General features: G+C 70.9%; 21 protein-coding genes and 2 tRNA genes. 10 read left to right on the top strand and 13 right to left on the bottom strand.

Annotation, left to right across the window (positions count from 1 at the left end; all coding sequences use genetic code 11):
- Nucleotides 1–4: 4 nt before the first annotated feature.
- From ABTZ99_RS12305 to ABTZ99_RS12295, 3 genes are read right to left on the bottom strand one after another with little or no spacing between them, the layout of a single operon-like run.
- Entirely contained in the window at nucleotides 5–406 is a 402-nt protein-coding gene (locus ABTZ99_RS12305) for a DUF4233 domain-containing protein (RefSeq protein WP_498778307.1), read from the bottom strand.
- A complete protein-coding gene (folC, locus tag ABTZ99_RS12300; RefSeq protein ID WP_498778306.1) occupies nucleotides 403–1767 on the bottom strand; it encodes a bifunctional tetrahydrofolate synthase/dihydrofolate synthase in 1365 nt (454 codons plus the stop codon). The genes ABTZ99_RS12305 and folC overlap by 4 nt, the downstream gene beginning before the upstream one ends.
- On the bottom strand, nucleotides 1764–4400 hold the full coding sequence (locus ABTZ99_RS12295; RefSeq protein WP_498778305.1) for a valine--tRNA ligase: 2637 nt from the start codon (nucleotides 4398–4400) through the stop codon (nucleotides 1764–1766). The genes folC and ABTZ99_RS12295 overlap by 4 nt, the downstream gene beginning before the upstream one ends.
- 143 nt (nucleotides 4401–4543) lie before the next feature.
- Between ABTZ99_RS12295 and ABTZ99_RS12290 the strand changes: the two genes are divergently transcribed.
- From ABTZ99_RS12290 to ABTZ99_RS12280, 3 genes are all read left to right on the top strand, one after another.
- Entirely contained in the window at nucleotides 4544–5449 is a 906-nt protein-coding gene (locus ABTZ99_RS12290; RefSeq protein ID WP_498778304.1) for a hypothetical protein, read from the top strand.
- Nucleotides 5450–5697: 248 nt separating this feature from the next.
- Complete coding sequence (locus tag ABTZ99_RS12285) at nucleotides 5698–7992, top strand: FdhF/YdeP family oxidoreductase (protein WP_498778303.1); 2295 nt, start codon at nucleotides 5698–5700, stop codon at nucleotides 7990–7992.
- A 236-nt stretch (nucleotides 7993–8228) separates the two neighbouring features.
- On the top strand, nucleotides 8229–8705 hold the full coding sequence (locus tag ABTZ99_RS12280) for a hypothetical protein (RefSeq protein ID WP_498778302.1): 477 nt from the start codon (nucleotides 8229–8231) through the stop codon (nucleotides 8703–8705).
- On the opposite strand, the gene ABTZ99_RS12275 is transcribed toward ABTZ99_RS12280, so the two are convergent.
- The 4 genes from ABTZ99_RS12275 to ABTZ99_RS12260 are packed head-to-tail and all read right to left on the bottom strand — an operon-like array spanning nucleotide 8680 to nucleotide 13870.
- Entirely contained in the window at nucleotides 8680–10923 is a 2244-nt protein-coding gene (locus ABTZ99_RS12275) for a tetratricopeptide repeat protein (RefSeq protein ID WP_499610882.1), read from the bottom strand. The two genes, ABTZ99_RS12280 and ABTZ99_RS12275, sit on opposite strands and share 26 nt — an antisense overlap.
- Nucleotides 10924–10927: 4 nt before the next feature.
- Nucleotides 10928–12448: a phytoene desaturase family protein gene (locus tag ABTZ99_RS12270; protein WP_499610880.1), complete on the bottom strand. Its 1521-nt coding sequence runs from the start codon at nucleotides 12446–12448 to the stop codon at nucleotides 10928–10930.
- A gap of 10 nt (nucleotides 12449–12458) precedes the next feature.
- Nucleotides 12459–12566 carry an MFS transporter small subunit gene (locus tag ABTZ99_RS12265; protein WP_498778299.1) on the bottom strand — a complete coding sequence of 36 codons (108 nt, stop codon included), beginning with the start codon at nucleotides 12564–12566 and terminating at the stop codon, nucleotides 12459–12461.
- Nucleotides 12563–13870, bottom strand: coding sequence for an OFA family MFS transporter (locus ABTZ99_RS12260; RefSeq protein ID WP_499610875.1), 1308 nt, complete (start codon nucleotides 13868–13870; stop codon nucleotides 12563–12565). Before ABTZ99_RS12260 ends, ABTZ99_RS12265 begins: the two co-directional genes overlap by 4 nt.
- A gap of 66 nt (nucleotides 13871–13936) precedes the next feature.
- Here ABTZ99_RS12260 and fdhD point away from each other — a divergent pair, with 66 nt between their 5' ends.
- The 4 genes from fdhD to ABTZ99_RS12240 are packed head-to-tail and all read left to right on the top strand — an operon-like array spanning nucleotide 13937 to nucleotide 17645.
- On the top strand, nucleotides 13937–14761 hold the full coding sequence (fdhD, locus tag ABTZ99_RS12255; RefSeq protein ID WP_498778297.1) for a formate dehydrogenase accessory sulfurtransferase FdhD: 825 nt from the start codon (nucleotides 13937–13939) through the stop codon (nucleotides 14759–14761).
- Nucleotides 14758–15924: a CaiB/BaiF CoA transferase family protein gene (locus ABTZ99_RS12250; protein WP_498778296.1), complete on the top strand. Its 1167-nt coding sequence runs from the start codon at nucleotides 14758–14760 to the stop codon at nucleotides 15922–15924. The genes fdhD and ABTZ99_RS12250 overlap by 4 nt, the downstream gene beginning before the upstream one ends.
- Nucleotides 15925–15983: 59 nt before the next feature.
- A complete protein-coding gene (locus ABTZ99_RS12245; protein WP_499610870.1) occupies nucleotides 15984–16844 on the top strand; it encodes an alpha/beta hydrolase in 861 nt (286 codons plus the stop codon).
- A gap of 48 nt (nucleotides 16845–16892) precedes the next feature.
- The gene (locus ABTZ99_RS12240) at nucleotides 16893–17645 is read left to right on the top strand and encodes a methyltransferase domain-containing protein (protein ID WP_499610867.1); all 753 of its coding nucleotides are present in this window, start codon (nucleotides 16893–16895) and stop codon (nucleotides 17643–17645) included.
- Here the strand turns inward: ABTZ99_RS12240 and ABTZ99_RS12235 are convergent.
- The 5 genes from ABTZ99_RS12235 to tig form a co-directional block, all read right to left on the bottom strand.
- Nucleotides 17632–18225 (bottom strand): RBBP9/YdeN family alpha/beta hydrolase, encoded by a 594-nt coding sequence (locus tag ABTZ99_RS12235; RefSeq protein ID WP_499610864.1) that lies wholly within the window; start codon nucleotides 18223–18225, stop codon nucleotides 17632–17634. The genes ABTZ99_RS12240 and ABTZ99_RS12235 overlap by 14 nt on opposite strands.
- A 1-nt stretch (nucleotide 18226) precedes the next feature.
- A complete protein-coding gene (gene clpX / locus ABTZ99_RS12230; RefSeq protein ID WP_106615123.1) occupies nucleotides 18227–19507 on the bottom strand; it encodes an ATP-dependent Clp protease ATP-binding subunit ClpX in 1281 nt (426 codons plus the stop codon).
- Nucleotides 19508–19714: 207 nt separating this feature from the next.
- Nucleotides 19715–20341: an ATP-dependent Clp protease proteolytic subunit gene (locus ABTZ99_RS12225; RefSeq protein ID WP_498778292.1), complete on the bottom strand. Its 627-nt coding sequence runs from the start codon at nucleotides 20339–20341 to the stop codon at nucleotides 19715–19717.
- Nucleotides 20342–20369: 28 nt separating this feature from the next.
- A complete protein-coding gene (locus tag ABTZ99_RS12220; protein WP_073889459.1) occupies nucleotides 20370–20978 on the bottom strand; it encodes an ATP-dependent Clp protease proteolytic subunit in 609 nt (202 codons plus the stop codon).
- Nucleotides 20979–21093: 115 nt separating this feature from the next.
- Entirely contained in the window at nucleotides 21094–22452 is a 1359-nt protein-coding gene (tig, locus tag ABTZ99_RS12215; RefSeq protein WP_498778291.1) for a trigger factor, read from the bottom strand.
- Nucleotides 22453–23629: 1177 nt separating this feature from the next.
- Between tig and ABTZ99_RS12210 the strand changes: the two genes are divergently transcribed.
- Together ABTZ99_RS12210 and ABTZ99_RS12205 are read left to right on the top strand one after the other, a co-directional pair.
- On the top strand, nucleotides 23630–24535 hold the full coding sequence (locus ABTZ99_RS12210) for a LysR family transcriptional regulator (protein WP_498778287.1): 906 nt from the start codon (nucleotides 23630–23632) through the stop codon (nucleotides 24533–24535).
- Between the two features lie 89 nt (nucleotides 24536–24624).
- Complete coding sequence (locus ABTZ99_RS12205) at nucleotides 24625–24876, top strand: hypothetical protein (RefSeq protein ID WP_498778283.1); 252 nt, start codon at nucleotides 24625–24627, stop codon at nucleotides 24874–24876.
- Nucleotides 24877–24916: 40 nt separating this feature from the next.
- On the opposite strand, the gene ABTZ99_RS12200 is transcribed toward ABTZ99_RS12205, so the two are convergent.
- Nucleotides 24917–24990: transfer RNA gene (locus tag ABTZ99_RS12200), tRNA-Pro, on the bottom strand.
- Nucleotides 24991–25051: 61 nt separating this feature from the next.
- Here ABTZ99_RS12200 and ABTZ99_RS12195 point away from each other — a divergent pair.
- Nucleotides 25052–25122: transfer RNA gene (locus tag ABTZ99_RS12195), tRNA-Gly, on the top strand.
- The last annotated feature ends 48 nt before the right edge of the window (nucleotides 25123–25170 follow it).

Genomic DNA, 25170 nt, shown 5'->3' with positions numbered 1-25170 from the left:
AGCGTCAGCCCTGCTGCTGGCTGGGCAGCCGACCCTCGGCCATGCGCTTGGCCACGTCACGCCGAAGCCACAGGAGGTACACCCAGACCAGGCTGAACACCACACCGATGCCGCCGAGCGCGGTCAGGGCGAACCACGACGCCACCATCACCACGTGGATCGCCGCGATCACGTACACGGCCCACGGGCGCTTCAGCAGCGCGCACGTCCCGATCAGCGCGACGATCAGCCCGAGCACCAGGTACCCGACCCCGGTGCCGACGCCGCCGCTCAGCTTCGCCACCACCGGCAGGGCCAAGGCGACGACGATCACCTCGAGGATCAGCGTGCCGGCCATGATGCCGCGGAAGGACTTCATCGGGTCCTTCTTGGGCGCGGGCGCAGGCTGCGCGGCGGGGGAGGTCACGAGGGCTCCTTGCCGAACAGCGCACGCGCGTCGCCCGCCGTGACGACCGAGCCGGTCACCACGACGCCGCCGCCGGACACGACGTCGCCGTCGTCGCTCTCCTCGGCCAGCCGCACGGCCTCCTCGATCGCGTCGTCGAGGTGCGGCCGGACGACCAGCCGGTCGTCGCCGAAGATCGGGATCGCGATCCCGGCGAGCAGGTCGGGGTCCATGGCCCGCGGCGAGGAGTTCGCGGTCACGACGAGCTCCTGGACGACCGGTTCGAGGGCGGTGAGGATGCCGACGGCGTCCTTCTCCTGCATCACGCCGACCACGGCGACCAGCTTGCGGAAGCCGAACTCCTCGTCGAGGGCCTTGGCCAGCGCCTCCGCGCCCTGCGGGTTGTGCGCCGCGTCCACCAGCACGGTGGGCGCGCTGCGGACGCGTTCCAGCCGGCCAGGCGACGTGGCGGTGGCGAACGCCTCGCGCACGGCCTCGATGTCGAGCTGCCGGTCGGGCCCGGCGCCGAAGAACGCCTCCACGGCGGCCAGCGCGAGCGCCGCGTTGGCGGCCTGGTGAGCGCCGTGCAGGGGCAGGAACACCTCGTCGTACACGCCGGCGAGGCCTTGCAGCCGCAGCACCTGGCCGCCGACGGCGACATCGCGCTGGATCACGCCGAACTCGTGCCCCAGCCGCGCGATCGTGGCGTCCACCTCGGCGCACCGCCGCAGCAGCACCTGCTCGACGGCGGGGTCCTGCTTGGCCATCACGGCGACCGCGCCGGGCTTGATGATCCCGGCCTTCTCCTCCGCGATCCCGGCCAGGTCACCGCCCAGGTACTCGACGTGGTCGAGCCCGATCGGCGTGATCACCGCGATCCGGCCGTCGGCGATGTTCGTCGCGTCCCACGACCCGCCCATGCCGACCTCGATCACGGCGACGTCCACGGGCGCGTCGGCGAACGCCGCGAACGCCATGCCGGTGAGCACCTCGAACTTGCTCATCGGCACGTCGCCGCGCGCGTCCACGAGCGACAGGTAGGGCTCGACGTCGCGGTAGATCTCGACGTACCGCTCGGGGCTGATGGGGGCGCCGTCGACGCTGATCCGCTCGGTCGCCAGCTGCAGGTGCGGGCTGGTGTAGCGGCCGGTGCGCAGGCCGATCCGGGTGAGCAGGGCGTCGATCATCCGCGACGTGGACGTCTTGCCGTTCGTCCCGCCGACGTGCACCACGGGGTACGTGCCCTGCGGGTCGCCGAGGATGTCGGCCAGCGCCCGGATCCGGTCGAGGCTCGGCTCGATCTTGGTCTCGGGCCAGCGGGTGTTCAGCTCCGACTCGACCTGCCGCAGCTCCTCCAGCGCGCCCGTCTCGAAGCCGGTCACGAGTTGTCCCGCGGCAGGGTCTCGAGCCGGGCGTGGATGCGGTCGATCTCGGCGTTGGCCGCCGCGAGCCTGGCCTGGATCTTGGCCACGACCTCGGCGGGCGCCTTGTCGAGGAACGCGGCGTTGCCGAGCTTGCCCTCGCACTGGGCGCGTTCCTTCTCGGCCACGCCGAGGTCCTTGGCCAGCCGCTTGCGCTCGGCCACGACGTCGACCGTGCCGGAAAGGTCCAGCTCCACCTTGACCGTGCCGCCGGGCAGGCCGACGTCGAGCGAGGCGCTGACCGAGAAGTCGTCGCCGGGCTCGGTCATCCTGGTCAGCGCCTGGACGGCGGGCACCTGGTCGAGCAGGTCGACGTCGGACGCGCCGCGCACCTTGCCCGCGACCTTCTGGGCGGGCTTGAGGCCCTGGTCGGAGCGGAACCGGCGGATCTCGGTGACCAGCTTCTTCAGGCCTTCGATCCGGGTGGCCGCGACCTCGTCGCGCGCGACGCCGGTCGGCTTGGGCCAGTCCGCGATCACCAGGGACTCGCCGCCGGTGAGCGTGGTCCACAGCGTCTCGGTGATGAACGGCGTCAGCGGGTGCAGCAGCCGCAGCACGACGTCGAGCACGTGCCCGAGCACGGACTGGGTGGCCTCGGCCCGCGCGCCGCCCTCGGCGAGCTGGACCTTGGCCAGCTCCAGGTACCAGTCGCAGAACTCGTCCCAGGTGAAGTGGTAGAGCGCTTCGCTGAGCTTGGCGAACTGGAAGCCCTCGAACTGGCCGTCGACCTCGGTCACGAGCCCGTCGAGCAGGTCGAGGATCCAGCGGTCGGCGTCGGTGAGCTCCTCGCGCGGCGGGAGCGGGCGTTCGACGGTGGCGCCGTTGTTGAGCGCGAACCGGGTGGCGTTCCACAGCTTGGTGGTGAAGTTGCGCGAGCCGGCGGCCCACTCGTCGGCCAGCGCCATGTCCGAGCCGGGGTTGGCGCTGCGCAGCAGCGTGAACCGGGTGGCGTCGGCGCCGTAGGCGTCCATCCAGTCGATGGGGTCGATGCCGTTGCCGCGCGACTTCGACATCTTCTTGCCGTACTGGTCGCGGATGAGGCCGTGCAGGAACACGTGGTCGAACGGCTGCTTGCCGTCCATCGCGTACAGGCCGAACATCATCATCCGGACGACCCAGAAGAACAGGATGTCGTAGCCGGTCGACAGCACGCTGGTCGGGTAGAACTTGGCCAGGTCGTTGGTGGGCGTGGGCCAGCCGAGCGTGGAGAACGGCCACAGGCCGGACGAGAACCACGTGTCGAGCACGTCCTCGTCCTGCACCCAGCCCTCGCCGGGCGCCTCGTCGTCGGGCCCGACGCACATGACCTTGTCGTTCGGGCCGTACCAGACGGGGATGCGGTGGCCCCACCAGAGCTGGCGCGAGATGCACCAGTCGTTGAGGTTGTCGACCCAGTCGAAGTAGCGCTTGGCCAGCTCCGGCGGGTGGATGGTGGTGCGGCCGTCGCGCACCGCGGCGGAGGCCGCCTCGGCGAGCGGGGCGACCTTGACCCACCACTGCATGGACAGGCGCGGCTCGATCACGGTGTCGCAGCGCGAGCAGTGGCCGACGGAGTGCTTGTAGGGGCGCTTCTCGGCCACGATCCGGCCCTGTTCGCGCAGGGCGGCGACGACGGCGGGGCGCGCCTCGAAGCGGTCCATGTCCTGGAACGGTCCGTGCGCGGTGATCACGCCGCGGCCGTCCATGACGGTGAGCGCGGGCAGGTCGTGGCGGCGGCCGATCTCGAAGTCGTTCGGGTCGTGCGCGGGGGTGACCTTCACCGCGCCGGTGCCGAACGCGGGGTCGACGTGCTCGTCGGCGACGACGGGGACGTAACGGCCGGTCAGCGGCACTTCGACCTCGGTGCCGATGAGGTGCCGGTACCGCTCGTCGTCGGGGTGGACGGCCACGGCGGTGTCGCCGAGCATGGTCTCGGCGCGCGTGGTGGCGACCACGATCGAGTGCTCGCCGGAGCCGTAGCGGATGGAGACGAGCTCGCCGTCGTCCTCGGAGTGGTCGACCTCGATGTCGGAGAGCGCGGTCTGGCAGCGCGGGCACCAGTTGATGATGCGTTCGGCGCGGTAGATCAGACCGTCGTCGTAGAGCTTCTTGAAGATGGTCTGGACGGAGCGGGACAGTCCCTCGTCCATGGTGAAGCGGACGCGGGTCCAGTCGACGCCGTCGCCGAGGCGGCGCATCTGGGCGAGGATCTTGCCGCCGACCTCCTCGCGCCACTCCCAGACGCGTTCGACGAACTTCTCGCGGCCCACGTCGTGGCGGGACTTGCCCTCGCCGGCGAGGGCGCGCTCGACGGCGGTCTGGGTGGCGATGCCCGCGTGGTCGGTGCCGGGCAGCCAGAGCACCTCGTAGCCCTGCATGCGGCGGCGGCGGGTGAGCGCGTCCATGACGCTGTGGTTCAGCGCGTGGCCCATGTGCAGGCTGCCGTTGACGTTGGGCGGCGGCAGCACGATGGAGAACGGCGGCTTGTCGCTGGTCGCGTCGGCCGTGAAGTAGCCGCGCTCGACCCACCGCTCGTACAGCCCGGCCTCTACCTCGGCCGGGTTCCAGGCCGGCGGGAGTTCGGAGCGCTGCGGTGCGGTGGGGGTCTCAGTCACGGTCGAAGTCTACGGAGGCTCGGGTATCGACTTCTAATCAGATACCTGCTAGCGGGCGTCGCACCCGTCGCGGCGGTCCCGTATCGACTTCCCGGTCGATTGCTGGTAACGCCTTGGGCAGGAGTTGGCGAGCGGGGGGCGACGTGGACGAGTACCGGATCGAGGACCACCCGGACCTGCGGGACGCCGGGTGGGCGCGGGAGGCCGTGAAGCGGGCCGAGCGCGAGGCCAGGGTGCGGCGGCTGAGGTCGTTGCCGCGCCGGCCGCGGCGGCGGTTCTGGGTCGGGTCGGCGATCGCGGTGGCGGCGGTGCTGCTGGCGTGGGCGGTGGTCGCGTCGGGGTCGGACCCGTACTCGGCGCCGGGCGTGCGCCCGGTCGACCTGGACGAACCGTTCGCGGGCACGTCGGCGGCGGCGTGGGAGGACGGCGCGGCCGGGGTGGTGGCGCCGGAGGCGGTGCAGGTCGGCCCGTACTCGGCGGAGCAGGTCGAGGCGGCCTACGCGCGGGTGCGGGAGGCGGTGGTCGCGGCGCGGCTGGACCGGAGGGTGGTGGTAGAGCACGACCTGGAGCCGTTCTACGGGTTGTTCGCGCCCGACCTGCGCGAGTCGTTGCGGGTGTTGTTCGACGGCCGCAACGACGGCGAGGCGGCCTTGGTGGTGACGCGGGTGGACAAGGGCGCGCGGTTGGCGGAGGTGGAGCCGAAGGCGCGTGGCGAGATGGCGGCGGAGGTGGGGCCGGAGGGCGAGTTGGTGGTGCGGACGGACTACACGTTCGCCTACGCGTTCACGCCGGAGCGGCCGGAGGCGGTGCGGGGTCCGTCGGACGTGGTGGCGTTGACGCGGTTCCAGGCGCGGTACTCGCTGCGCACGGGTGGTCCCGGGGTGGAAGGGCTGTGGGCGGACGCGTCGCTGGGCTCGATGCACTCGATCGGGTGTTCGAGCGCGAAGCGCGGCTTCCTGGCGCCCGCGTTCACGGACCCGTCGTTGCCACCCGGCCTGGACTTCGACCTCGGCGCGCCGTCGTCACCGGCCGACGGGTGCCCGGAATGAGGTCACCCGATCGGACGATTCGCGGCACAGTGGCGCCGATCACAATTGATGGTGATCACCTGGATTCGCGCAGGTGAGGACGCCGGATCCACGGGCCGTTCACAACCCCTTGGGGCCCGTGACAGCGGTCCCGCGTCGTCCTGGCGCGACCGGCGATCGGACGGACCGCCGGCGTGCTCGCGCGGGGTGCGCCGGCGGTGCACCCGGAGCCCGCTCGCGCGGTGGCGCGGCGGCCGCACAATAGGGGTATGGACCGCAACCCGCCCCGGCAGGACATCGACGAGTCGCAGCTCGACGTCAGCGAACCCAAGCGGTGGGCGGCGGGCATCCCCGGTGTCGCGGTGTCGCTCCAGCGCGGCGTCGAGCAGATGGGCGTGGCCCGCACGGCGAGCACGCTGCGGCTGCTCAACCAGCGCGAGGGCTTCGACTGCCCCGGCTGCGCGTGGCCGGAGCCGCAGGGTCACCGCAAGCTGGCCGAGTTCTGCGAGAACGGCGCGAAGGCGGTGGCCGAGGAGGCGACCAGGCGGCGGGTCGGGCCCGCGTTCTTCGCCGCGCACCCGATCGCCGAGCTCGCCGGCAAGACCGACTACTGGCTGGGGCAGCAGGGCCGGATCACCGAGCCGGTGGTGTTGCGCGAAGGCGCGACGCACTACGAGCCGATCCAGTGGCACGACGCGTTCTCGCTGATCGCCTCGCACCTGAACGGGCTGGCGAGCCCGGACGAGGCCGTCTTCTACACGTCGGGCCGCACGAGCAACGAGGCCGCGTTCCTCTACCAGCTGCTGGTGCGCTCGTTCGGCACGAACAACCTGCCGGACTGCTCGAACATGTGCCACGAGTCCTCCGGCGCGGCGTTGTCGGAGACGACCGGCATCGGCAAGGGCTCGGTGAGCATCGACGACTTCGCCCGCGCCGACCTGATCGTGGTGGTGGGCCAGAACCCGGGCACGAACCACCCGCGGATGCTCTCGGCGCTGGAGGAGGCCAAGCGCGGCGGTGCGAAGGTCGTGGCGGTGAACCCGTTGCCGGAGGCGGGGTTGCTGCGGTTCAAGAACCCGCAGAACGTGCGCGGCCTGGTGGGCGCGGGCACGAAGCTGGCCGACGAGTTCCTGCAGATCCGGCTGGGCGGCGACCAGGCGTTGTTCCAGGCGGCGGGCAACCTGCTGCTGTCGTGGGACGCGGTGGACACCGGGTTCGTGGAGGGCTTCACCGAGGGTTTCGCCGAGTACGCCGAGCACGTGCGGCGGCTGGACTGGGACTGCGTCGACGAGGCGACCGGCTTGCCGCGCGCCCAGGTCGAGCGGTTCGCGCGGATGCTCGCCGAGTCCCAGCGCACGATCTTCTGCTGGGCCATGGGCCTGACGCAGCACAAGCACTCGGTGCCGACGATCCGCGAGATCGCGAACGTGGCGCTGCTGCGCGGCATGATCGGCAAGCCCGGCGCGGGCCTGTGCCCGGTACGTGGTCACTCGAACGTGCAAGGCGACCGGACGATGGGCATCTGGGAGAAGATGCCGGAGAAGTTCCTGTCCGCGCTGGAGGCCGAGTTCGGCATCGACGTGCCTCGCGAGCACGGTTTCGACACGGTGGCGTCGATCCGGGCCATGCGCGACGGCGCGGCGAAGGTGTTCTTCGCCGTCGGCGGCAACTTCGTCGCGGCCACCCCGGACACGGCGGTGACCGAGGCGGCCATGCGGAAGCTGGACCTGACCGTGCACGTGTCGACCAAGCTGAACCGGTCGCACGTGGTGCACGGCCGCACGGCGTTGATCCTGCCCACGCTGGGGCGCACCGAGAGCGACCTCCAGCACACCGGCGAGCAGTTCGTCACGGTCGAGGACTCGATGTCGGTGGTGCACCGCTCCCGCGGCCGGCTGGCGCCCGCGAGCGACCGGCTGCTGTCGGAGGTGTCGATCGTGTGCCGGCTGGCGCGGGCCGTGCTGGGTCCGGCGCACCCGGTGCCGTGGGAGGACTTCGAGAAGGACTACGACCTGATCCGGGACCGGATCGCGCGGGTCGTGCCCGGCTGCGACGACTACAACGCGCGGGTGCGCCGGCCGGACGGTTTCGTGCTGCCGCACGCGCCGCGCGACGCCCGCGAGTTCACCGGCACCCGGTCGGGCAAGGCGCACTTCGCGGCCGAGGACCTCACCGTGCTGCGGGTGCCGCAGGGGCGGCTGCTGCTGCAGACCATGCGCAGCCACGACCAGTACAACACCACGATCTACGGCCTGGACGACCGCTACCGCGGCGTGAAGGACGGGCGGCGGGTGGTGTTCGTCAGCCCGGAGGACCTCGACGCGCTCGACCTGCTCGACGGGCAGCACGTCGACCTGGTCAGCGAGTGGCCCGACGACCCGACGGGCGTGACCGAACGGCGTGCCGAGCGGTTCCGGGTGGTGGCCTACCCGACCGCGAAGGGCTGCGCGGCGGCGTACTTCCCGGAGGCGAACTCGTTGGTGCCGCTGGACTCCACGGCCACCGTGTCGGGCACGCCGACGTCGAAGTCGATCGTGGTTCGGCTGGAGAAGGTCGACGCCTGAGGCGTCAGCCCGTGGCCCGGCGCCAGGAGAACCCGACGCTGGCCACCAGCACGCGCTGGTCCCGCACGACCCGCCAGTCGAGCCGCAACCGGCCGGACACGGAGCGCAAGCGCTTGCTCCCGACGAGTCGGCGGCGTGCTGGTCGTCGTGCACCTTTAGCAAGACTTCTTTAGAAAGGTTCCTTGATATGCCAGGGTCCGGGTAACGCGGGCGGCCGTTCGGGCGAACCTACGGACGTGATGAGGACCGTGCCCGCCTTGGCGCTGCTCGCGCTCGCCGCCTGCACGAGCACGCCGCCGAGCACCCCGACCACCGAGCCGCCACCGGCGCCGACCGCGACCGACTCGGCGGGCGTGAACTGCGAGGACGCGCCGGCGGAGGTGGTCGGCGCGGCGTTGGAGCTGCGGCTCAACCACCCGCGCCAGGCGATCGCCGACAACGTCGTGCGCTGCACGTACGACGGCGGCACGACCGAGGTCCGCTTCGAGACGGGCGCGGACGCCGCGTCGTTCGCCGACGGCCGCGCGGAGCACGGCCAGGTCACCGACCTGCCCGGCTTCCACGACGAGGCCTACCGCGCCACCGCCGTCACCGGCGAGGTCGTCCGCACCGCCGTCGTCGCCCGCGCCGGCACGGTCGAGATCACCGTGACGACCGGCGCGACCGCGGAGCAGGCCCAACGGCTGGTCAACGACCTCTTCGCCGGCCTCTGAACCACTTCCGGCCCGCCCTCCGCTCGGCCTCGAGCTCCCGGATCGACTCGCGGGCGGACTCGGCGACGACGGGGTCGTTGGTCTCGTCCAACCGCTCGGCGGCCCGCCGGAGGTGCTCGACGGCCTCGTCCGCGTTCCCGAGTGACCAGAGCGTCAGCCCGATGTTGTAGATCGAGATGGCTTCGCCGTGCGCGTCGCCGATCTCCTGGCAGATCGCCAGGTCCTGCTCGAAGCAGCGCAGCGACTCGACGAGCCTGCCCTGGCCGCGCAGCGTCCGGCCGAGGTTGCCCAGCGCCTGCCCCTCGGCGAGGCGGTTGCCCGCGGCGCGGTAGACCGCGAGCGCGGCCTGGTAGTGGCCCTCCGCCTCGTCCAGCAGGCCGAGGGCGTCGTGCTCGATGCCCAGGCCGTTGAGGCAGTCGCCCTCGCCGTCGCGGTCGCCGACCTGTCGGCGCAGGGCCAGGGCGCGCCGGTAGAACTCGATGGCCTGCACGTGCTCGCCGCTGTCCCCGTGGACCTTGCCCAGGTTGGCCAGGCACCGGGCCTCGCCGTCCAGGTCGCCCGCGCCCCGGTAGGCGGCGGCGCTCAGCTCCATGTGCCGGATCGCGTCCGCGATGCGCCCGGTCACCGCGTAGGTCGAGGCGATGTTGTTGAGGGAGTGGGCCTGGTCGCGCAGCGAGCCGACCTCGCGGAACAACGCCAGCGCGGCCTGGAAGTGGGGCAGCGCCTCGTCGAAGCGCCGCAGCCGGTGGTGCGCGCTGCCCAGGCCGTTGAGGACCCGGCCCTCGCCGGCGCGGTCGCCGAGCGCCCGTGCCGACGCCAGCCCCAGCAGGTCGACCGGCACCCACTCGGGAGGTCGGCGCAGGTTGAAGTACCGGAACGACGCGTGGCCCGCGTCCCGGACGTCCTCGTGCCACCCGTGGCGCGCGGCCAGCTCCAGCACGGGCAGCAGGTTGTGCAGCTCGCCGTCGAACCAGGCCAGCGCCGCCGGCCGATCGGCGAACACCTCCCGTTGCGCCGCACCGGGGTCCAGGTGGCTGTGCACGCCCTTGACGTGCGACACGTAGTGCTCCACGAGCGCGCGCTCGGCCGCTCGTCGGACCTCCACGTCGTCCACGGCCGCGCACCGCTCGGCGGCGTAGATCCGCAGCAGGTCGTGGAACCGGTACTCGTCGACCACCACACCGCTCTGCATCAGGTGCGCACGGCGTAACCGGACCAGCAGCGCCCGCGCGCCTTCGAGCGTCAAGCCGCCCAACGCCGCCGCCGTCGCCGCGGTGACCGTGCGGCCGGGGTGCAGCGCGGCGAGGCGGAACATCCGCGCCTGGTCCGCGGGCAGCCGCACGTACGACGCGTTGAACGCCGTGCGCACGTCGACCGAATCGTCGTAGGCCAGCTCGCCCAACCGGTCGTGCGCCGCCGTGATCGTCTCGGCGAACCGGGACAGGTCCTCGCCGCGCCGATCCGCCACCACCTCGGCGACGATCCGCAGCGCCAGCGGCAGGAACCCGCACGACCGCGCCAACGCCCCCGCCGCCACCGGATCGGCGGTGATCCGGTCGTCGCCCGGGTCGACCGCCCGGACCGCGTCCTCCAGCACCGCCACGGCCTCCGCCGCGCTCAACACGTCCAGCTCGATCCGCCGAGCCCCGGGCACGGGCAAATTGTCCCGACTGGTCAGCACCAACCGGTGCGCCTGCCCGGCGGGCCGCAGCGGCAGCACCTGATCGGCCGACGACGCGTTGTCCACGACCACCAGCACCGGCGGGCGCGCCGCGAGCTGCGACCGGTACAACGCCTCCCGGTCACCCTGGCCCTCCGGGATCGCCTCACCGGGCACGCCGAGCGCCCTCAGCAACGACGCCAGCGCGTCGTCCGCCGCCAGCCGCTGCTCGTCGTTGTAGCCCTGCGCGTCCACGAACAGCACACCGCCGGGGAACCACCCGGCGCCCACCGCCAGGTGCGCGGCCCGGATCACCAGCGCCGACTTGCCCACCCCGGCCAGGCCCACCACCGCCGCCGCGGTCCGCTCGCCGCCCGGCGCCAGGAAGTCCCGCAGCACGGCCAACTCCGCGGCACGGCCCACGAAACCCTCGTCCACCGGCAGGCTCGCCGGCGTCACCGGCGCGGCCGGCTGCACGACGGTGAGCGAGTCGACCCGCCCGACCTGGAGCACCGGGCCGAACACCGTGCCGCTGATCTCGTTGTGGACGTCGCTCACGACGTCACCGCTCCAGCACCGCCATCGCCGCGTTGTGACCGCCGATCCCGCTCACCCCACCGCCGCGGCGGGCGCCCGCGCCGCAGACGAACAGGTTCGCCACGTCGGTCTCCACGCCCCACCGACCGACCTCGTCCTCGGTCTCCGCGAACGGCCAGGCCAGCTCGTCGTGGAAGATGTTGCCGCGCGGCAGCCCCAGCTCCGCCTCCAGGTCCAGCGGCGTGCGGGCCTCGATGCACGGCTCGCCGTTCGCGTCCACGGCCAGGCAGGACTCGATCGGCTCGTCGAGGTGGGCGTTCAACCCGACCAGGTACCGGCCGACCAGCTCGTCCCGCAGCTCGTCGTTGCCCTGCTCGAACAACGCCGCCGGGGTGTGCAGCCCGAACAACGTCAACGTGTGCCGGCCCCGCGCGACCAGCTCCGGCGCGAGGATCGACGGGTCGGTCAACGTGTGGCAGTACATCTCCGCCGGCAGCACCGACGGCACCTTCCCGGCCGCGCTCTCCCGGTACGCCGCCTCCAGCTGCCCGTACGACTCGTCCACGTGCAACGTGCCGGCGAACGCCACCCGCGGGTCCACCCCGCTGCGGAACCGCGGCAGCCGTTCCAGCAGCATGTTCACCTTGACCTGGCAGCCCTCGGCGACGGTCCTCGCGGGCCGACCGCGCAACCGGTCCAAAGTGGACGGAGCGGCGCCGGACAGCACGAACCTCGCGCCCACCGTGCGCCCGTCGTACTCGACCTCGGCCCGCACGCCGTCCGCGTCCACGCGCGTCACCTCGGCGCGGGTCACGATCTCCGCACCCGCCTCGCGCGCCACCCGCAGGAGCTCGCCGGTCACCGCGCCCATGCCGCCGACCGGCACCTTCCACTCACCCGTGCCGTTGCCGATCAGGTGGTAGAGGAAGCACCGGTTCGCCTTCAGGTCGTGCAACGACGCGTGCGTGCCGATCAACCCGTCCGTCGCCACGACACCGCGCACCACGTCGTCGGCGAACAACTCCTCCAACGTCTCGCCGATCGGCCGCTCCACCACCTGGTCCCACAACCGCATCCGCGCCACCGAGTCGACGCGCAGCCGTGCGTGCTCCCGCGACAGCAGCGGCTCCAGCATCGTCGGCGACAACGCCTCGGCGAGCACCTCCAGGTCGTCGTACCACCGGCGCCACCGCTCCCACTCCGCGTCCGACCCGGTGAGCGCCCGGAACGACGCCGCCGTCGCCTCGCCGGGGTCGCGCTCCACCAGCAGGTCGCCCGCCGGGGTGTAGGAAGACGCCGACCGCGACCGCAACGCCACCCGCAGCCCCAGGTCCGCGACGACCTTGTCCGGCAGCAGGCTGACCAGGTACGAGTACCGCGACAGCCGCGCCGGGACGCCCGGGAACACCTGCTCGCTCACCGCCGCGCCACCGACGTGGTCGAGCTTCTCCAGCACCAGCACCGTGCGGCCCGCCCGTGCCAGGTAGGCGGCCGCCACCAGCGCGTTGTGCCCGCCGCCGACCACCACCACGTCGTAGGTATCCACGCGGCCGACTCTAACCAGTGAACAACGCCGTCACCTTGCGGATCAGCTCGACCAACCCGTAGGTCAGCGGCAGGCCCACCCACAGCCACGCGAACACGACCAACCCCCGACCGCTCATCGGACCGCCTCCACTTCCGGCTCGTGGTACTTCGCCGCCACCGGGCGCACCAGCTCGTTCGCCACGAACCCGACCACCAGCAACGCGATCATGATGAACAGCGACGCCGTGTACAGGTCGGGCCCGGACTTCCCGGCCGCCTTCTGCCCGTCCGCGATCGCGTTCACGATCAACGGCCCCAGCACGCCCGCCAACGACCACGCCGTCAGCAGCCGACCGTGGATCGCACCGACCTGGTAGGTGCCGAACAGGTCCTTCAGGTAGGCCGGGATCGTGGCGAACCCGCCGCCGTAGAACGACAGGATCAACATCGCGCACACCACGAACAACGGCTTCGACGCGTTGCCCGCCAGCGCCAGCACCAGGTACGTCAGCGCGCCGACGCCCAGGTACAGCCGGTAGACGTTCTTGCGCCCCACCAGGTCCGACGTCGACGACCACACGATCCGGCCGACCATGTTCGCCAGCGACAGCAGCGCCACGAACCCCGCCGCCGCGCCCGCCGCCACCGGCGTGGACGTCTCGGCGAAGAAGTCCCGGATCATCGGCGACGCCTTCTCCAGGATCCCGATGCCCGCCGTGACGTTGAAGCACAACACCACCCACAGGCACCAGAACTGCGGCGTCCGCAAGGCGTTGCGCGCCGACACGTTGACCGCCGAACGCACCACCTTCCGCTCCTCCACGTCCGCGGGCACCCTCACCAACAGCACGCCCACCGACATGAAGACCGCGTACACGAGCCCGTGCACCAGGAACGTCTGCGCGATCCCGGCGCTGTCGCGACCGAAGGACTCCAGCATCTGCGCCGACCACGGCGACGCGATCAGCGCGCCGCCGCCGAACCCCATGATCGCGATGCCCGTCGCCATCCCCGGCCGGTCCGGGAACCACTTGATCAGCGTCGACACCGGCGAGATGTACCCGATGCCCAACCCGATGCCGCCGACGAACCCGTACCCCACCACCACGAGCCAGTACTGCTGCGTCCAAGCGCCCACCGCCGAGATCAGGAACCCCGACGAGAAGCAGGTGGCGGACACGAACATGGCCCACCGCGGCCCGTTGCGCTCGACCAACGTGCCGCCGAACGCCGCCGACAGGCCCAACATCACGATGCCCAGCTGGAACGGCAGCGCGCTCTGCGTCCCCGTCAGGTCCAGCGAGCTCTCCAACGGCGGTTTGAACACGCTCCACGCGTACACCTGACCGATGGCCAGGTGCACCGACAACGCGGCGGGCGGGATCAACCAGCGGTTCCAGCCCGGTGGGGCGATCGTGCGAGAGCGGTCCAGGAAACCCACTGCCCGACACCTCCGTAACCTGGTGAGTGGCTTGCGAAAAAACTTAGCCAAGAGAAGGAGTTCGCGATGGGGCGAGTCACCGTGCGTCGCCCAGTGGTCACGTATGCGCGACGAACGTCCCGGAAACGGGTCGACGCGCTGGCCGCCGAGGAACCCTTGGAACTGCGGGTAGGCGGCAAGGCACTGACCGTGACGATGCGCACACCCGGGCACGACGTGGAGCTGGCGCACGGTTTCCTGCTCAGCGAAGGCGTCATCGGCGGCCTGGCGGACATCTCGGTCGCCCGGTTCTGCGAAGGCACCGGGCCCGACGGCCTCAACACCTACAACGTGCTCGACGTGACCCTCGCCGACGGCGTGGCGCCGCCCGACCCTGGCGTCGAGCGCAACTTCTACACCACGTCGTCGTGCGGCGTCTGCGGCAAGGCGGCCCTGGACGCGGTCAAGCTGAAGACCAACCACTCCCCCGCCGCCGACGACTGCACCGTCGACGTGGACGTCCTGTCCGCCCTGCCGGACGAGCTGCGCAAGCGCCAGAAGGTCTTCGCCTCCACCGGCGGCCTCCACGCGGCCGGCCTCTTCACCACCACCGGTGAGGCGCTGGTCGTCCGCGAGGACGTGGGCCGGCACAACGCCGTCGACAAGGTCCTCGGCTGGGCCGTGCTCAACAACAAGGTCCCGCTGGCGGGAACCGTGCTTATGGTGTCCGGCCGGGCCTCGTTCGAGCTCGTCCAGAAGGCCGCCATGGCCGGCGTCCCCATCCTCTCGGCCGTCTCCGCGCCGTCCTCCCTGGCCGCCGACCTGGCCGAGGAGCAGGGCCTGACCCTGGTCGGCTTCCTGCGCGACGACTCGATGAACGTCTACACGGGCCACGACCGGATCACCGCATGAGACCGCTGGACGGCGTCACCGTCGTCAGCCTCGAACAAGCCGTGGCCGTGCCCTACGCCACCCGCCTGCTCGCCGACCTGGGCGCCCGGGTGATCAAGGTCGAACGCCCGGACGGCGGCGACTTCGCCCGCCACTACGACACCACGTGCGGCTCGGTGTCGTCCTACTTCGCCTGGACGAACGTCGGCAAGGAATCGGTCACCCTCGACCTCAAGCACCCGGCCGCCCGAGAGGTCCTGCACGACCTCGTCACCACGGCCGACGTCGTCCTGTGCAACCTGTCACCGGCCGCCGCGCGTCGACTGGAGGTGGACTCCTCCTCCTTGCGCCAGGTGAAACCCGACCTGGTGATCGGCGAGCTCTCCGGCTACGGCGAGTCGGGCCCGTACGCCTCCCGCAAGGCGTTCGACGCCCTGGTCCAGTCCGAGACCGGCCTCATCGACCTCACCGGCCAGGACGACGTCACCGCACGCGCGGGCATCTCGGTGGCCGACATCGCCGCGGGCGTGCAGCTCCAGTCCGCCGTCCTGGCCGCCCTCCTCCACCGCTCCCGGACGGGTGAAGGCGCCACGCTCCGGCTCTCGCTCTTCGAAGCCATGGCCGAGTGGATGCACCAGCCCATGCTCTACGCCGCCGGCGCCGGTCAGGCCGCCCCGCGCACCGGCGCGCACCACCCGAGCATCGCGCCCTACGGCCCGTTCCCGTGCGCGGACGGCACCGTGCACCTGGCCGTCCAGAACGACCCCCAGTGGCGCCGCCTGTGCGCCCTCCTGGACCGCCCGGACCTGGCCGACGACCCCCGCTTCACCACCGTCACCTCCCGCGTGGCCCACCGGCCGGCCCTGCACGCCGAACTCGACTTCACCGCCTGGACCACCGCGGACCTGCTCGGCGCGCTCGACGAGGCCGACGTGCCCGCCGCCCTGACCCGCGGCGTCGCCGAGCTGCCCCACCACCCCCAGCTCACGGCGCGCGACCGCCGGACGACGATCCCGGTGCCGGGCGGCGAGGTCACCGCCCTGCGCCCACCGGTCGACTCCACCGCCTGGTCCTGGGACCCGGCGCCCGTGCCCGCGCTCGGCGAGCACACCGACCACGTGCTGCGCGGACTCGGCTACTCGGCGGAGCGGATCGCGGAACTCCGGGCCCGGTCGGCGGTCTGAGGAAACGCGAGCCCGTTTCGCGACGATGTGGTGAGGGGGATCCGGCGTGGGGGAGACACATGGTCAGCAGGCGAACAGCGCTCGCCGCACTGGGCGGCACCGCCCTGGCGGCCGTCGGGGTCACGGCCGCCTGGCACGGCAACGCACCGCTGGGCGAGGCACTGCGCCACGCACTGGGCGTGGCGGGCCCCGTGCCGGCGGTTAAACGCGCCGTGATCACGGTCGACCGCGTCCACTCGCACTACCGGGGCCGCGACGTCGACCTGCTCACCATGACGCCGGCGGGCGTGCCCACGAAGAACCTGCCCATGTCGATCCTCCTGCACGGCCGCCGCGGCGCCGCCCGCACGGCGTCACCGGGCGGCATGTCGGAAGTCCTGGTGGCGGCCGTCAGCCGGGGCCAGGTGCCCCCGTTCGGCTTCGTGGCCGTGGACGGCGGCGACCACTACTGGCACGAGAACGTCCCCGGCGACGACCCGATGGCCATGCTGCTCGAAGAAGTGCCCCGCTGGCTGGCCGAACGGGGCTACGGCGCGCCGTTCGCGTGCACCGGCGTGTCGATGGGCGGCTTCGGCGCGCTCCTCTACGGCCGCAGGCGCCACGAACGCCGTGACCCGGCCAAGGCCATCGCCGTCATCGCACCGGCCCTGCTCACCGACTGGACCGAGATGTCCAAGCGCAACGCCTTCAGCGGCCCCGACCAGTGGGCCTCCCTGGACCCGCTGAAGAACCTCGACAAGCTCGGCACCGCGCCGATCGGCGTCTGGGCGGGCGACCGGGACAACTTCATCACCGGCACGCGCCAGTTCATCGCCAACGCCAAGCCGTCCGTCGCCTCCATCACCCCCGGCGGCCACAACGACGCCCTCTACCGCAAGGTCGTGCCCGACGTGATCCGCTTCCTGGGCAAGCGCATCTGATCACCGGACCCCCACAGGACCTCCACACGACCGTGGTTGCCTGGGTCCATGGCGACGCAGAACCCCACCCCGGACCCGATCACGTACCTGGACCGCGCCGCGGTCGCGGGCCGCGCCTACAAGCAGCGGCTCCTGGACGCCCTGGACCTCCGCCCGGAGCACACCGCGCTCGACATCGGCTGCGGCCCCGGCACCGACCTGCCCGCCATGGCCGAACGCGCGGGCGAGGTCATCGGCGTCGACCTCGACCCCGCCATGGTCGACGAGGCGAGACGGCGCACCACCCACCTGCCGGTGGACGTGCGCCAAGGGGACGTCCACGCCCTGCCCCTGGACGACCGCAGCGTCGACCGCGCCCGGATCGACCGGGTCCTGCACCTGGTCGCCGACCCGGCCGCCGCCCTCTCCGAGCTCCGCCGGGTCCTGCGCCCCGGCGGACGTGCCGCGCTGGCGCAACCCGACTGGGAGACCCTCGCCGTCGACCCGGGCGCGGTGGCCACGAACCTCGCGTTCAACCGCTTCGTGTGCGACCGGGTCGTGCGCAACCCCGTCATCGGCAGGCAGCTGGCGCGGCTCGCGGGCGACGTCGGCCTGACCGTCACCTCGGTCGAGGCCGACGTCCAACTCCTGCACGACTTCGCCGCGGCCGACGAGCTGCTGGGCCTGACCCGCAACGCGCAGCGGGCCGTCGAGGCCGGCCGCATCACCCGACCGGCCGCCGACGCCTGGCTGGCCGACCTCGCCACCGGCCCGTTCCTGGCCGCGTTCACCCTCTTCCGGGTGACGGTCAGCGCGGCGTGAGCGGGGTGCGCCCACTGCGCACCCACTTCAGCACCGCACCCCACGAGCCGTACCCGGCGGCGACGTTGAGGTGCCCGCCACCCACGATCACGTCCAGGTCGACCCGCATCGCCTCGGCCAGCTCCTTGGCCTGCGTGACCGTGCAGTAGGCGTCGCCCTCGCCCACCACCAGCCTGGTCGACACCGCCGCCCGCCGCACCACCGTCGGGTCGAGCACGGGGTGCAGGAACCCGGAGATCAACGGCTCGTCGGCGAAGTCCGGGGCGGGCGGCGCGACCAGCAGCACCCGGTCGACCCGCAGCGCCTCGTCGAACTCGCCGGCCGCGTGGTGCAGCCACAGCAGCACCGCCAACGAGTGCGCGACGACCACCCGTTCGACGGACCCGGCCGCGGGCATCGCGGCGAGGTGCGACCGCAGCTCGTCCAGCCACACCGACAGCTCCGGCTCGTCGGGTGAGCTGAACCGCGGCAGGTCCACGGACCCACCGTGGTGGGCCAGTTCACCTGCCAGCCAGTTCTGCCAGTGCTCCGGCCCGGAACCACCCAGGCCGTGCAGGATCAGCGTGTGCGGGAGGGACAACTCACGCCGACTTCTCGCGACGCTCCCGGCGGGAAGGCTGCCGGGCCACGATCGTCGGGTTGACGTTCTCCTTCACGGTCTGCTCGGTGATGACGACCTTGGCGACGTCCGTGCGGCTCGGGATGTCGTACATCACCGGCAGCAGGACTTCCTCCATGATCGCCCGCAGGCCGCGCGCGCCCGTGCCGCGCAGGATCGCCTGGTCCGCGACCGCCTCCATCGCCGTCCGGGTGAACTCCAGTTCGACCCCGTCCATCTCGAACAGCTTCTGGTACTGCTTGACCAGCGCGTTCTTCGGCTCGGTGAGGATGCGGACGAGCGATTCCTTGTCCAGGTTCGTGACGCTCGCGACCATCGGCAACCGTCCGATGAACTCGGGGATCAGGCCGAACTTGATCAGGTCCTCGGGCATCGAGTCGGCGTAGTAGTCCGCCGCGTCGACCTCGGCCTTGGTCCGCACCTCGGCGCCGAAGCCGAGACCGCGCTTGCCGACCCGGTCCTGGATGATCTTGTCGAGGCCCGCGAACGCGCCCGCCACGATGAACAGCACGTTCGTCGTGTCGATCTGGATGAACTCCTGGTGGGGGTGCTTGCGACCACCCTGCGGCGGCACCGAGGCCGTCGTCCCCTCCAGTATTTTCAGCAGCGCCTGCTGCACACCTTCACCCGACACGTCGCGCGTGATCGACGGATTTTCACTCTTTCGAGCGATCTTGTCGACCTCGTCGATGTAGATGATGCCGGTCTCGGCGCGCTTGACGTCGTAGTCCGCCGCCTGGATGAGCTTGAGGAGGATGTTCTCCACGTCCTCGCCCACGTAGCCCGCCTCGGTCAACGCCGTGGCGTCCGCGATGGCGAACGGCACGTTCAGCATCTTCGCGAGCGTCTGGGCCAGGTAGGTCTTGCCGCACCCCGTGGGACCGAGCATGAGGATGTTCGACTTGGCGAGCTCCACGCCGTCGTCGCGGCCCTCACGCCCGCGGTCACCCGCCTGGATGCGCTTGTAGTGGTTGTAGACCGCCACCGAGAGCGTGCGCTTGGCCTCGTTCTGGCCGATCACGTACTGGTCGAGGAACTCGTGGATCTCGGCGGGCTTGGGCAGCTCGTCGAGCTTGACGTCACCGGCCTCCGCGAGTTCTTCCTCGATGATCTCGTTGCAGAGGTCGATGCACTCATCGCAGATGTAGACACCCGGTCCGGCGATGAGTTTTTTCACCTGCTTCTGGCTCTTGCCGCAGAAAGAGCACTTCAGCAGGTCGCCGCCGTCACCGATACGTGCCATGACCGCTGACCTCTGTCCCCTCCGGCGCACGACCTGGTGAGGTGCGCCTGACTGCTGATGTGGCGAGTGCCCGCTGGATGCGGGGTCCGCCCGTTCCCCTCGACGGTACCTGTCCTACCCGCCTGTGCGGGAGGACCAGCGTGCCCCCGACACGCCTCGCTGAGCAGGACCCCTGGTCAGCTCGGCGTGTCGGGCGCCACGCCGGGGCTACTTCGCCGAGAGCTTCCGGTAGGGCAGGACGCTGTCGATGAGGCCGTAGTCCTTGGCCTCGTCGGCGGTGAGGATCTTGTCGCGCTCGATGTCCAGGCGCACCTGCTCCGGGGTCCGGGTGGTGTGCCGGGCGAGCGTGGTCTCCAGCAACCGGCGGACCCGCTGGATCTCGTTGGACTGGATCTCCAGGTCGGAGACCTGCCCGTAGACGCCCTCGGTGGCCGGCTGGTGGATCAGGATCCGGGCGTTCGGCAGCGCGTGCCGCTTGCCCGGGGTGCCCGCCGCGAGCAGCACCGCCGCCGCCGAGGCCGCCTGGCCCAGGCAGTAGGTCTGGATGTCCGGGCGGACGAACTGCATGGTGTCGTAGATGGCCATCAGCGAGGTGAACGAGCCACCGGGCGAGTTGATGTACATCAGGATGTCGCGGTCGGGGTCCTCCGACTCCAGCACGAGCAGCTGGGCCATCACGTCGTTGGCCGACGCGTCGTCCACCTGCACGCCGAGGAAGATGATGCGCTCCTCGAACAGCTTGTTGTACGGGTTGGACTCCTTGATGCCGTAGCTGGTGCGCTCGACGAACGACGGGAGCACGTACCGGGACTGCGGCGCGTGGAACTGGCTCACTTCAGGTCTCCTGGTGCTCTGCTCGCGGTCAGTTGGTCGACGCCTGGCTGGCGCGGGTGATCACCTTGTCCACGAAGCCGTACTCCAGGGCTTCCTGGGCGTTGAACCACCGGTCGCGGTCCGAGTCGGCGATGATGCGCTCGACCGGCTGGCCGGTGTGCTGCGCGATCAGCTCGGCCATCTCGTGCTTGGTCCGGGTCAGCATGTCCGCCTGGATCGCGATGTCGGCCGCCGTGCCGCCGACGCCCGCCGAGGGCTGGTGCATGAGGATGCGGGCGTGCGGGAGCGCGTGCCGCTTGCCGGGCGTGCCCGCGGAGAGCAGGAACTGCCCCATCGACGCGGCCAGGCCCATCGCGTAGGTCGCCACGTCCGGCTCGATCAGCTGCATCGTGTCGAAGATCGCCATGCCCGCGGTCACCGAGCCACCGGGCGAGTTGATGTAGAAGGTGATGTCCTTCTCCGGGTCCTCGGCGGCGAGCAGGAGGAGCTGCGCCACGATCTGGTTGGCGATGTTCTCCTCGACCTGCGTCCCCAGGACGATGATCCGCTCGCGGAGCAGACGCTCGTAGACCGAGTCGTTGAGGTTCATCCCCGAGGCCGCTCGCATCATGGGCTCCGAGAAAGAGTGCTGCGTCACGTCTGCCTGCCTATCTTTGCGACTGACTAACTGTGCCGAAAGAGTCTCGTAGCAACGACCTTAACGAAGGCGGGCGGCGTCGACGTCCCGACACCGCCCGCGTTCGCTCAGGGCTTCACTCCGCGTTGGCGGGTTCCGGCTCCTCAGTGGACCTGGTCTCGCCGAACAGCTCGTCCAGGTCGAGGGCGTTGCCGGCGGAGTCCGTCACGGTGGCCTGGCGCACGACCGAGGCCAGCGCCTTGCCGCGGCGCACGTCGGCGAAGATCGCGCCGAGCTGGCCGGACTGCTGGGCCCGCTTGACGTACTCGTCCGGGCTGATGCCGAAGCGCTGCGCCTGGTAGATGATCCGCTCGGTCAGCTCGGCGTCGGTGACGTTGAGCTGCTCGGCGTCGGCGATGGCGTCCAGCACGAGCTGGGTCTTGACCGCCTGCTCGGAGGCCTCGCGCACCTCGGTGTCGAACTGCTCCTTGGTCTGGCCCTGCTCGGCCAGCCACTCGGCGAAGCGCGCCTCGTCGTGGTCGAGGGCGTGGATGGCGTCGTGCGCCCGCGCCTCGACCTCGCCCTGGACGACGGCCTCGGGCAGCGGCACCTCGACGCTGGCCAGCAGCGCCTCCAGCACCTTGTCCCGGGCCTGGACGCCCTGCTGCATCTTCTTCACGCGGCCCAGGCGGGTGCGCAGGTCGGCCTTCAGCTCGTCGAGCGTGTCGAACTCGCTGGCCAGCTGGGCGAACTCGTCGTCCAGCTCGGGGAGCTGGCGCTCCTTGACCGAGTTCAGCACCACGGTGACCTCGGCGTCGCGGCCGGCGTGGTCACCGGCGACCAGCGTCGTGGTGAAGTTCTTGGACTCGCCCTCGGAGGCGCCGACCAGGGCGTCGTCGATGCCCTCGACGAGCTGGCCGGAGCCGATCTCGTAGGACAGGCCGGTGGTCTTGGCCTCCTCGACCTCCTCGCCGTCCACGGTCGCCGACAGGTCGACCACGACGAAGTCGCCGGTCTGCGCCGGGCGCTTGACGCCGGTGAGGGTGGCGAAGCGGGCGCGCAGCTCGTCGAGCTGGGTGTCCACGTCCTCGTCGGTGACCTCCTGGTCGTCGACGCTGACGCTCAGCTCGCCGAAGGCGGGGACGGTGATCTCGGGGCGGACGTCGACCTCGGCGGTGAACGCCAGGGACTCGCCGTCCTCGATCTTGGTCACCTCGAAGTCGGGGCGGCCGAGGGTGCGCAGCTCACCGGAGGTGACGGCCTCCAGGTACTTGGCCGGGATCGCCTCCTGGACGACCTCGTCCAGCACGGGCGCGCGGCCGATGCGGCTCTCCAGCACGCGGGCGGGGGCCTTGCCGGGGCGGAAGCCGGGGATGCGGACCTGCTTGGCCAGCTTGCGGTACGCGCGGTCGAAGTCCGACTTGAGCTCGTCGAACGGCACCTCGACGTTGATCCGGACCCGCGTCGGGCTCAGGTGCTCGACGGTGCTCTTCAACGTGGTCTCCTCGTAACGGGCATGACGTGCGGAACACCCCGTGAACGCGTCTGGGCGCGACGGGATTCCGCCTGAGTCTAGGTGGTCGGCCGGCGCGGCGGCGCTAGCACCCCGGGTCGAGGGGCCGCAACCGGCCGCGCGGGGGCCTCGTGACCATTGTCGCGGCAATACCCGCTCGCCGGGAATCCCTTTGCGGCATGCCGCAGGAATTCGCGGCACCGGTGGAATTTCGCCCGTTCGGGCCACGCGACCGTGCCGTCTCGCGGGCGCGCCCGACGTCCGGCGGGACGGCCTCGCGGCGGGCCGGCACGGCGCGGCGGAAATCACAACAGTGGTTCCTAACCCGGCCCCGGCGCATCCGGGCCGCCGCCGCGCCACCGCCGTGCCGCCCGACCCGCGCCCGGCGCGCCGACATCCCCCGACCGGACCCGCGAGACCGCAATTTCGCGGTCTCGCCAGAGGCGGATCGGGGGTACCTATGCGGCTCAACGGCTGATCGACAGGGTCATTCGTTAGGCCATTCGAGTGGCACTGGGAGCCGCGACCACGGCGGAGCGCGTCATCACCGAGCGGGGCCACCGCGGAGTCGTGTAACACGTATGCCGTAGAGCCGACTAACAGTCGGCGACCGCCAGCGAGGGGAGGTTCGCCAGAAAGAGTGAATTGAGGCCGTTTGGAGTAGTGCTCGACAGAAAACTTTCACTTGTCGAGATGACTCCAACCGCCGTAGTCCATTAGTGTGGGTTTCAGGTAGCGTGACGCCCGGATCCGCATGTTGGACCAGCAATAATTCACGTTGCCGGACGTTCTGGGGGGTCAGCAGCGGACGCAACCGGCAACCGGGACCGACAGGAACGAGCGAGACAATGTCATCGAGCTCTTTAACCACCTACCAGACAAGGTGCCGATGACCCGATGAGATCCATTCCGCCGCTGCCGAACACTATCCCAGGACCACTACTGGGCGCCGGCTGCGACTTCGGGGTCCGACGGGCCCCGGGCGCACCTGCCGGCCACCGCGTCCCACCCCTCGCGGTAGCGCGGCGATGTTGATCGACCTCAGGCCACGCGCACGCAGAAGCGCAGCCAGGTCAACTGCCGCCACGCACAAGAGATCACGATGCCGTCCCGCACAGGCCTCATCGTGGACCACTTACACGCACCGTTGGGGAGCTCCATGGAGACGCGTCAGCTTTTGGCGTTCACAACTGTGGTTCAAACGGGCAGTTTCACCAAGGCAGCCGCCACGCTGAATTGCTCGCAACCCACTATAACCACTCGGATCAAGGCACTCGAAGAGACCCTCGGCGTGCCGTTGTTCCGACGACTTCCGCGCGGCATCCAGATGACCTCTGCCGGTGTCGAGCTTTTACCTTTCGCGCGGAACATCATCACCCTGACCGACAAGGCCAGGAAAGCGATCACGATGAACGGCGAGCCGCACGGCAAGCTGGTCATCGGCAGCGCACAGAGTCTGACCGACTACCGTCTGCTACCACTGATCGAGTACATGTGCTGGCGCTACCCGAGCGTCCAGATCTCACTCCACTCGCGCAACACCCAGGCCAACCTGACCTCGGTGCGTGAGGGGCGGCTGGACTGCACCTTCTTCATCGGCTCCGTGGAGCCCCGCGAGGGGCTGGAGACGACGGTGCTGTGCCCGGAGCCGTTGGTCATGGTCGCCGGTCCGACCCACGCCCTGACCAGGCGTTCGGTGATCACCGAGGACGAGCTGCGTGGGAGCACGCTCATCCGGGCCGAGAACGGCGCCAGTTACTACGAGCAGTTCGAGCAGGCCCTGGGCCTGCAGGAAGCCGAGTCGAAGTCGCCGGTGCTGGCGCTCGACTCGATCGACGCCGCCAAGCGGGCGGTCGCCTCGGGTCTGGGGATCTCGCTTGTCCCCGAGGTGACGGTCGCCGCCGAGCTTGACGACGGCAGGCTCCGCCGCCTGCCCTGGGTCCCGCCGTTCCGGGTCTACACCCAGTTCGCGTGGCGCCAGGACAACTCCACCAACCCGTCGGTGACGGCGCTGGTGTCGGCGGCGGCGCAGGTGGTCAGCGAGCAGGTGGCGACTCCGGCATGACACTGGGGAGCCGTTCTTGAGCACCCGGGCGCGGGTGTGCTCAAGAACGGCCCGCGTTTCGCGGGGCGGGTGCCGGGTAGCACGAAGACATGACCGTCAAGGCGAGTGACCTGCGTGAGCTGCTGACGTCCGACCTGCCGGACCCGAACCTCGTCCTGATCGAGGGCAGGCTCGAGGTGATCCCGGTGGACGACCTGGACGCGGACCGCTTCCGCGGCGCCATGCTCCTGCTCTCGAGAGCCGAGCTCCTGGGGCGGGGCGTCGACGAGACCTCGTCGGACGACGACCTGGAACGCCAAGCGGCCACGATCTCCACCGCCGTCAACGAGCTGGGCGGCTGAGAAGAGCCCTGACCAACCACGAGGCCGGCCAGGGCGACCGTCGGGGCGACAGGATTTGAACCTGCGACCCCCCGCTCCCAAAGCGGGTGCGCTACCAAGCTGCGCCACGCCCCGGTCCACCCAAGCCTATCGCGACCGGCTAAGCTGACCACGCGCCCACCCCGGTAGGCGCGATGCGGGTGTAGCTCAATGGTAGAGCCCCAGCCTTCCAAGCTGGTCATGCGGGTTCGATTCCCGTCACCCGCTCTCGACTTCCCCTTGCAGGTCAACAGCGGTGCCACCCATCTCAGGGCA

Source organism: Actinosynnema sp. NPDC002837 (assembly GCF_040295345.1).
In the GTDB taxonomy this organism is placed as follows: domain Bacteria; phylum Actinomycetota; class Actinomycetes; order Mycobacteriales; family Pseudonocardiaceae; genus Actinosynnema.
Note: the sequence above shows the minus strand (reverse complement) of the source record. Positions and strands in the feature narration are given on the sequence as shown.